Raw genomic sequence first — 220 nt, 5'->3', positions numbered from 1 at the left:
CATACAGCCATTTGAGAAGAACATAGGTAATCAAGGCTCCAAATAGCTGACCATATACGGCATTTTCAGTCGTACCGAACAACGTAGGAACGTTTACATGTTGCTTGATCCAGCGGAAAAAGACTTCTATCTGCCAGCGCGCTTTATAGATCTGAGCCAACTGTTCGGCAGTAACATGCATTAAATCGGTAACGAGACGAATCTCCCGCCCCTCAAAATC

The 220-nt window shown here is 45.0% G+C and carries 1 protein-coding gene; it reads right to left on the bottom strand.

All coding sequences use genetic code 11. The features are described from left to right. On the bottom strand, positions 1 to 220 hold a 220-nt coding region (locus PPOP_RS17380), incomplete at both ends, for an IS4 family transposase (protein ID WP_042229739.1).

The sequence above is a fragment of the Paenibacillus popilliae ATCC 14706 genome, from assembly GCF_000315235.1.
Taxonomy (GTDB): Bacteria; Bacillota; Bacilli; order Paenibacillales; family Paenibacillaceae; genus Paenibacillus_B; species Paenibacillus_B popilliae.
The sequence above is the reverse complement of the archived record's forward strand: the minus strand, read 5'-3'. Positions and strand labels throughout refer to the sequence as shown.